This is a genomic window from Nocardia sp. NPDC055029, assembly GCF_053608525.1.
In genome coordinates this window covers 23,774-30,906 of sequence record NZ_JBSGVQ010000062.1, presented here as the reverse complement: position 1 = coordinate 30,906, position 7,133 = coordinate 23,774, and the positions used below count along the sequence as shown (strand labels likewise).

Sequence of the window (7,133 nt, the reverse complement as noted above, 5' to 3'; positions counted from 1 at the left end):
GCGCCGATGGTACTGCACTCGACAGGGTGTGGGAGAGTAGGACACCGCCGGAACATCATTGCGAAAGGCCCTCCAGCATTGCTGGAGGGCCTTTTTGCGTTCCCGGGTACGTCACCTACAGTTTCGGGGTGCGCCTTGTCATTGCTCGTTGCCAGGTCGACTACGTCGGCCGACTGACCGCCCACCTTCCGATGGCTCGCCGATTGCTGCTGATCAAGGCCGACGGCTCGGTGCTCGTGCACTCCGATGGCGGCTCGTACAAGCCGCTGAACTGGATGAGCCCGCCGTGCTGGCTCGAGGAGCGCGATATCGCGACCCTGGTCCCCGCGGAGCTGCCCACCGGTGTGACGGCGCTGCGTGAGGGCAAGACGGCGCTGCCGGACAACATCAAGGCGCTGTGGGTGGTGACCAACAAGGCCGGCGAGGAACTGCGCATCACCATCGAGGACATCGAGCACGACTCCTCGCACGAACTGGGCGTCGACCCGGGTCTGGTCAAGGACGGCGTCGAGGCGCATCTGCAGGAGCTGCTGGCCGAACACGTGACGAAGCTGGGCGAGGGGTACACCCTGATCCGGCGCGAGTACATGACCGCCATCGGCCCCGTGGATCTGCTGTGCCGCGACGCCGACGGCGCGACGGTGGCCGTGGAGATCAAGCGGCGCGGTGAGATCGACGGCGTCGAACAGCTCACCCGCTACCTGGAACTGCTCAATCGCGATCCGCTGCTGGCGCCGGTCGCCGGCGTGTTCGCGGCCCAGCAGATCAAGCCGCAGGCGCGCACGCTCGCCGAGGACCGGGGGATCCGCTGCCTCACGCTCGATTACGACGAGCTGCGTGGCACGGAGAGCAACGTTTTCCGCCTCTTCTAGGCTGGGAACCATGCCGCGACGTAAACCACGCTCCGGGCGACGTAGCGAACCGGCGCCCATGGGGGATGTGTACGGGCGTACCGAGGACGGGCCTGGCGACGAAACCTACATCGTCCGAACGGTTCCCGGCGCCAGGGCGGTCAAGACGTATCGGTGCCCCGGCTGTGATCACGAGATCGCCCCTGGCGTCGCCCACATCGTCGCCTGGGCCGCCGAGGGCGGCGAGGACGACCGCAGGCACTGGCATCAGGGCTGCTGGAACGGTAGGCGCACCCGCGGCATCACCCGCCGCTGGTCCTGAACCGCAAGACGACGAAAACCGAAGGCCGCCTCGAATATTCGAGGCGGCCTTCGGTTCTTCAACTATCGGGGTGGAGCCGATGTCGTCGCAGGTCCGACGTCAGTTGCTGATGTCGGCGTTCTCGCGGTCCTCGTCGACGATGTCGGAATCGTCGTCGGCGACCTCGGGGATGGCTTTGGTCTGGCGGGAGCCGGACACGGACTTGTTGTTGCCGTTGTTGCTGATGGACTTGCGCTCGGGGGCACCGTCGAGCAGCTCGCTCTCCCGGTTGACCGCCGCGAGCATGGCGGGCACCGAGTCGAGCTGACCGCGGATACCGAGCAGCTGGGCCAGGACGCGGCCGCGCAGCACGCGCATCTCCTCGGCCAGTTCCTTCGCGTGCGCGATCTTGCGCTCGGAGGTCTGGGTGGCGGAGCTGATGAGGCGGTTCGACTCATCGGTCGCGTCCTTGATCCGCTGGGCGGCCTCGGCGCGACTGGTGGCCTCGAGCTCCTCCATGGCACGGGTCAGCTTGGTGCGCCGATCGTTCATGGTGGCCTCGAAGTCCTGCTGGGTGGCCTTGCGCTTGGCCTCGGCCTCCTTGCCGAGACGTTCCACATCGGCCTGGGCGGCCTCGATGATCTTGGCGGACTCGGTGCGCGCGTTCGCGAGGGTCTGCTCGAACTCGATCTCGAGCGCCTCGCGCTTCTCCTTGGTCTCCGCGAGCAGCGACTCGTACTTGCCACGCATCTCGGTGGCCTGCTGCTCGGCGATCGACACCATCTCGGCGGCTTCGGCCTGCGCCAGCGCACGGACCTCGGACGCTTCGTCCGAGGCGAGGCGCAGCATGCGCGAGATACGGTCGGACATTCCTTCGGCGGTGGTCGGCGGCACGGAAAGCCGGTCGACCTCCTTGCGGAGCTCGTCGATCTCGTCCCGCGCGTCTTCCAGCTGGCTGGCGAGATTCCGGGCCTGCGCGGCGGCAGCATCCCGGTCGGTGGCGGTGACGCGAAGCTCGGCGTCGAAGCGGTCGAAGTAGTTGCGCACCTCGTCTTGCGCATAACCCTTGCGCACAACGGTGAAGGGCAGTGCAACGAAGCGATTGCGATCGGACTCAGGTGACGACATGGCACACAAAATACAGCCTCGAGCGAGCCTATGGAGACTCGACCGGGATTGTGATCTCGCCGAGATTTACCGACCGTATCCGCGTACTAGTGCGTAACATTCGGGTTCGGCTCGACGAGCTCGACCAGCACACCGCCAGCATCCTTCGGATGGATGAAATTGATGCGGGAATCGGCAGTGCCGTGACGAGGCGCTTCGTACAGCAAACGCAGTCCACGGTCGCGCAGGAAGGCCGAAACCGCCTCGATGTCGGTGACCCGGTAGGCCAGCTGCTGCAGGCCCGGTCCGCTACGGTCGATGAACTTGGCGATCGTCGACTCCGGGGTCAGCGGGGCCAGTAACTGCAGTGCGGTGGCGCGGTCGGCCGCCGCGGGGCACGACAGCATCGCCTCGACGACGCCCTGGGCCTCGTTGACCTCGCGATGGGTCTCGACCATGCCGAGATTGTCGGTGTACCAGGCGACGGCGGCGTCGAGGTCGGGCACGGCGATGCCCACGTGGTCGACGGCGATGACGTAGTCGGCGGGGATGATGTACTCGTTGCTCACTCCTCGAAGCTAGCGCGTACCTGGGTGCCGTGTCCGCTCCGATACCGGTTACCGTTGAGTGCAACCCTTGACGTGCACGGCTGAGCGCTGTGTGCGTCACGGCGAGGTTCGACTCAATGAATGCGAGGCTTTCGTGACGACTTCTGTCATCGTGTCCGGTGCGCGTACCCCGGTCGGCAGGCTCCTGGGCGGTCTGAAGGACTTCAAGGCCTCGGATCTGGCCGGTGTGGCCATCAAGGCGGCGCTGGAGAAGGGTGGTGTGGCGCCCGAGCAGGTCGACTACGTCATCCTCGGTCAGGTGCTGCAGGCCGGCGCCGGGCAGCTGCCCGCCCGCCAGGCCGCGATCGCCGCGGGCATCCCGATGGATGTGCCGTCGCTGCTGATCAACAAGGTCTGTCTGTCGGGCATCAACGCGATCGCGCTGGCCGATCAGCTGATCCGCGCCGGTGAGCACGAGATCATCGTGGCGGGCGGCATGGAGTCGATGAGCCAGACGCCGCACCTGCTGCCCAAGAGCCGTGAGGGCCACAAGTACGGCGACACCACCCTCGTCGACCACATGGCCTACGACGGCCTGCACGACGTGATCACCGACCAGGCGATGGGCCTGCTGACCGAGGACCGCAACGACCTCGACAAGGTCAGCCGCGAGGAGCAGGACGCGCTGGCCGCGGCCTCGCACCAGCGCGCCGCCGCCGCGTGGAAGAACGGTGTGTTCGAGGACGAGGTCGTGCCGGTGGCCGTGCCGCAGCGCAAGGGCGACCCGATCTACGTCACCACCGACGAGGGCATCCGCGCCGACACCACCGTCGAGTCGCTCGGCAAGCTGCGTCCGGCCTTCCGCAAGGACGGCACCGTCACCGCGGGTACCGCCTCGCAGATCTCCGACGGCGCGGCCGCGGTGATCGTGATGAGCAAGGCCAAGGCGCAGGAGCTGGGTCTGGAGTGGATCGCCGAGATCGGCGCCGCCGGTCAGGTCGCCGGTCCGGACTCGACCCTGCAGGACCAGCCGGCCAACGCCATCCTCGCCGCGTGCGCGAAGGAAGGCATCACCCCGGCCGAGCTGGATCTGATCGAGATCAACGAGGCCTTCGCGGCCGTCGGTGTCTCCTCGACCAAGAAGCTGGGCTACGACCCGGAGAAGGTCAACGTCAACGGTGGCGCCATCTCCATCGGCCACCCGCTCGGCATGTCCGGCGCCCGCATCCTGCTGCACCTGGCGCTGGAGCTGAAGCGTCGCGGTGGCGGCGTGGGCGCTGCCGCGCTGTGTGGCGGTGGCGGCCAGGGCGACGCGCTGATCATCCGCGTCCCCGCCTGATCCTTTTCGACACGACGGGCCCCTGCCGAGCGCGGGGGCCCGGTTGTGTGACCGGTCCAACTACGTAGTGTCGTAGTGGGTCCGGCACAATGGGGATCATGGGTTTCTTCGATCTGCGGTCCACTGCCAGTCGTTTCCGGTTCTTCGCGGTGCTCGAGGCACTGTCGTGGATCGGTCTGCTGACCGGTATGGCGTTCAAGTACATCCCCGCCGAGGGCAACGAGATCGGCGTGAAGATCTTCGGCCCGGTGCACGGCGGCATCTTCGTGCTGTTCGTGATCACCGCGCTGCTGGCCGCGCGTGAGCTGAACTGGAGCTGGAAGACCACCGTGCTGGCGCTGGCGTCGAGCATTCCGCCGCTGGCCACCGTGATCTTCGAGGTCTGGGCCGTGCGCACCGGCCAGCTCGGCGAGCTGAGCACCGGCGCCGCGAAGGGCTCCCCGGCAGCCGCTCCGACGGCTTCGTGACAAACTGGAAACTGTGACTCGACCCGCTGCCCGTCGTCCTTCGCCCGCCGCTGCCGCCGCCATGTCCGGTGCGGTGGATCTGTCCGCGCTGAAGCAGCCGCCCGCCGCTCCCGGCGGTGCGCCTGCGGCCTCGGGGAACCACTCGGTGACCGAGGCGGATTTCGAGACCAAGGTCATCCGCCGCTCGATGCAGGTGCCCGTGGTGGTCGCGCTGTACTCGCAGCGCAGCCCGGGCAGCGTCGAACTGATCCGCACGCTGGAACGGCTCAATGCCGACGATCGGGGTGCCTGGGATCTGGCCGCCATCGAGGCCGAGCCGAACATGAACATCGTGCAGGCGCTGCGCGTGCAGGGCATTCCCACGGTGATCGCGGTGGCGGGCGGGCAGCCGCTGGCCGACTTCGAGGGTGCCCAGCCCGAGGCCCAGGTCCGGCAGTGGCTGGACGCGGTCATGGACGCGACGGCGGGCAAGCTCGAGGGCGACCCCAACGGGCCGGAGCCCGAGGTCGAGGACCCGCGCTTCACCGCCGCCGAGGACGCGCTCGCCGAGGGTGACATCGCCGGCGCCGAGGCGGCCTACGAGGCGATCCTGGCCGCGGAACCCGCCAACGAGGAAGCCAAGGCGGCCCTGCGTCAGCTGCGCTTCCTGACCAGGGCCCAGCAGATCGACCCGGCCGTGGTCGCCACCGCCGACGCCGATCCGGCGAATCTGGACGCCGCCCTCGACGCCGCCGACGTGGAGCTGCTCGAGCAGCGCCCCGAGGCCGCGTTCGAACGGATCATCGCCGTCATCAAGCGCACCGCGGGCGACGACCGCACCACGGCGCGCACCCGTCTGCTCGAGCTGTTCGAGCTGTTCGATCAGGCCGAGCCCTTCGTCGTCGCGGCCCGTCGCAAGCTGGCCACCGCGCTGTACTGACGCGTCGAACCTTCCTTCTCGGGGCCGTCCCGGCTGAACTGCCGGGACGGCCCCGCCGTATCTCCAGTAGACCCGCGGCACCGGGCCGCGAGCTGACCGGAGGAGAACGATATGACCTCACTGGACCATTCGGCCGCGCCGGACCAGGCCGAGGTGGAAGCCTTCGCGGGCACGATGATCGAGATGCTCGACCACGCGAGCACCGCCCTGATGATCAGCATGGGCCACCAGGTCGGGCTGTTCGACACCATGGCGGCCAACCCGGGCGCGACCAGTTCGGCACTCGCCGCGGCGGCCGGGCTGGACGAGCGCTATGTCCGCGAATGGCTCGGCGCCGTCACCACCGCGGGCATCGTGCGCTACGACCCGCCGACCGCCACCTACACCCTGCCGCCCGCGCACGCGGCGAGCCTGACCAGGGCCGCAGGCCCGGAGAACCTGGCCAGGATCATGCAGTTCATCGCCCAGCTCGGCGAGGTGGAGCCCAAGATCGTCGAACGGTTCCGGATCGGCGGCGGCCTGTCCTACGACGACTACGCCCGGTTCCACGCGCTGATGGCGGAGGAGAGCGCCGAGGTGTTCGACGCCGCGCTGATCGACGTGGTGCTGCCGATGTCGCCAGGGCTGACCGACCGGCTGCTGATGGGGATGGACGTCGCCGATATCGCGTGCGGCAGCGGCCACGCGGTGAACCTGATGGCGCGGGCGTTCCCGGCCAGCCGGTTCCGCGGCTACGACTTCTCCGCCGACGCGATCGCTGCGGGCCGGGCCGAGGCCGAGGCGATGGGCCTGACCAATGTCGAGTTCGTCGTCCAGGATGTCGCGGAGCTGAACGAGCCAGGCACCTGCGATCTGATCACCGTCTTCGACGCGATCCACGACCAGGCGCATCCGGCGCGGGTGCTGGCCAACATCGCCGCGGCGCTGCGCTCCTACGGTGTCTTCCTGATGGTCGACATCCACGCGTCGAGCATGCTCGAGGAGAACATCGACCTGCCGCTCGGCCCGTTCCTGTACGCGATCTCGACGATGCACTGCATGTCGGTGTCGCTGGGGCAGGGTGGCGACGGGCTCGGCACGGTCTGGGGTGAGCAGCGTGCGCTGTCGATGCTCGCCGATGCCGGGTTCACCGACGTGCAGATCCATCATGTCGACGGTGATCCGCTCAACACTTACTACGTCGCGGCCAAAGATTGAGCTACGGTCGAAACATGGCCTCCAAGAGGGATATTCAGCACCGGGTCGTGACCACGTTGCAGCGGCCGCTCAACCGGGTCGTGCGCAGACTGCCCGGCCATCAGCTGCTCGAGACCACCGGCCGGGTGAGCGGGCAGCCGCGCATCACGCCGATCGGTGGGCGGCGTACCGGAGACCAGTTCTGGCTGGTCTCCGAGTTCGGTGAGCGCTCGCAGTACGTGCGCAACATCATGGCCGACAACCGGGTGCGGGTGCGGCTGCACGGGCGCTGGCACAGCGGCAGCGCCCACCTGGTGCACGACGACGACCCGCGCGCCCGGTTGCGTGCGCTTCCGCGCTACAACAGCGCCGCGGTGCGCGCGGTCGGCACCGACCTGCTGACGATCCGGATCGACCTGGACTGA

9 protein-coding genes are annotated in these 7,133 nt (G+C 68.2%); 7 read left to right on the top strand and 2 right to left on the bottom strand.

The genetic code is table 11. The annotated features are described in order from the left end of the window. Positions 1-128: 128 nt before the first annotated feature. Both nucS and ACWF9G_RS32980 read left to right on the top strand, forming a co-directional pair. A complete protein-coding gene (gene nucS / locus ACWF9G_RS32985) occupies positions 129-872 on the top strand; it encodes an endonuclease NucS (protein ID WP_379311509.1) in 744 nt (247 codons plus the stop codon). A gap of 10 nt (positions 873-882) precedes the next feature. Further along, positions 883-1,173: an ATP/GTP-binding protein gene (locus ACWF9G_RS32980; protein WP_379311510.1), complete on the top strand. Its 291-nt coding sequence runs from the start codon at positions 883-885 to the stop codon at positions 1,171-1,173. A 99-nt stretch (positions 1,174-1,272) separates the two neighbouring features. Here ACWF9G_RS32980 and ACWF9G_RS32975 read toward each other — a convergent pair whose 3' ends face one another. Both ACWF9G_RS32975 and mce read right to left on the bottom strand, forming a co-directional pair. Further along, a complete protein-coding gene (locus tag ACWF9G_RS32975; RefSeq protein ID WP_189034694.1) occupies positions 1,273-2,280 on the bottom strand; it encodes a coiled-coil domain-containing protein in 1,008 nt (335 codons plus the stop codon). A gap of 86 nt (positions 2,281-2,366) precedes the next feature. Further along, a complete protein-coding gene (mce, locus tag ACWF9G_RS32970) occupies positions 2,367-2,828 on the bottom strand; it encodes a methylmalonyl-CoA epimerase (protein WP_378856262.1) in 462 nt (153 codons plus the stop codon). A gap of 133 nt (positions 2,829-2,961) precedes the next feature. On the opposite strand from mce, the gene ACWF9G_RS32965 reads away from it, so the two are divergent. From ACWF9G_RS32965 to ACWF9G_RS32945, 5 genes are all read left to right on the top strand, one after another. Then, positions 2,962-4,146, top strand: a complete 1,185-nt coding sequence (locus ACWF9G_RS32965; RefSeq protein WP_379310318.1) for an acetyl-CoA C-acetyltransferase — start codon at positions 2,962-2,964, stop codon at positions 4,144-4,146. Positions 4,147-4,244: 98 nt separating this feature from the next. Next, positions 4,245-4,613, top strand: a complete 369-nt coding sequence (locus ACWF9G_RS32960; protein ID WP_379310317.1) for a DUF3817 domain-containing protein — start codon at positions 4,245-4,247, stop codon at positions 4,611-4,613. A gap of 61 nt (positions 4,614-4,674) precedes the next feature. Next, positions 4,675-5,532 carry a tetratricopeptide repeat protein gene (locus tag ACWF9G_RS32955; protein ID WP_452520076.1) on the top strand — a complete coding sequence of 286 codons (858 nt, stop codon included), beginning with the start codon at positions 4,675-4,677 and terminating at the stop codon, positions 5,530-5,532. Positions 5,533-5,643: 111 nt separating this feature from the next. Further along, positions 5,644-6,729 (top strand): class I SAM-dependent methyltransferase, encoded by a 1,086-nt coding sequence (locus ACWF9G_RS32950; RefSeq protein WP_379310316.1) that lies wholly within the window; start codon positions 5,644-5,646, stop codon positions 6,727-6,729. A gap of 14 nt (positions 6,730-6,743) precedes the next feature. Continuing rightward, complete coding sequence (locus tag ACWF9G_RS32945; protein ID WP_452520074.1) at positions 6,744-7,133, top strand: nitroreductase/quinone reductase family protein; 390 nt, start codon at positions 6,744-6,746, stop codon at positions 7,131-7,133.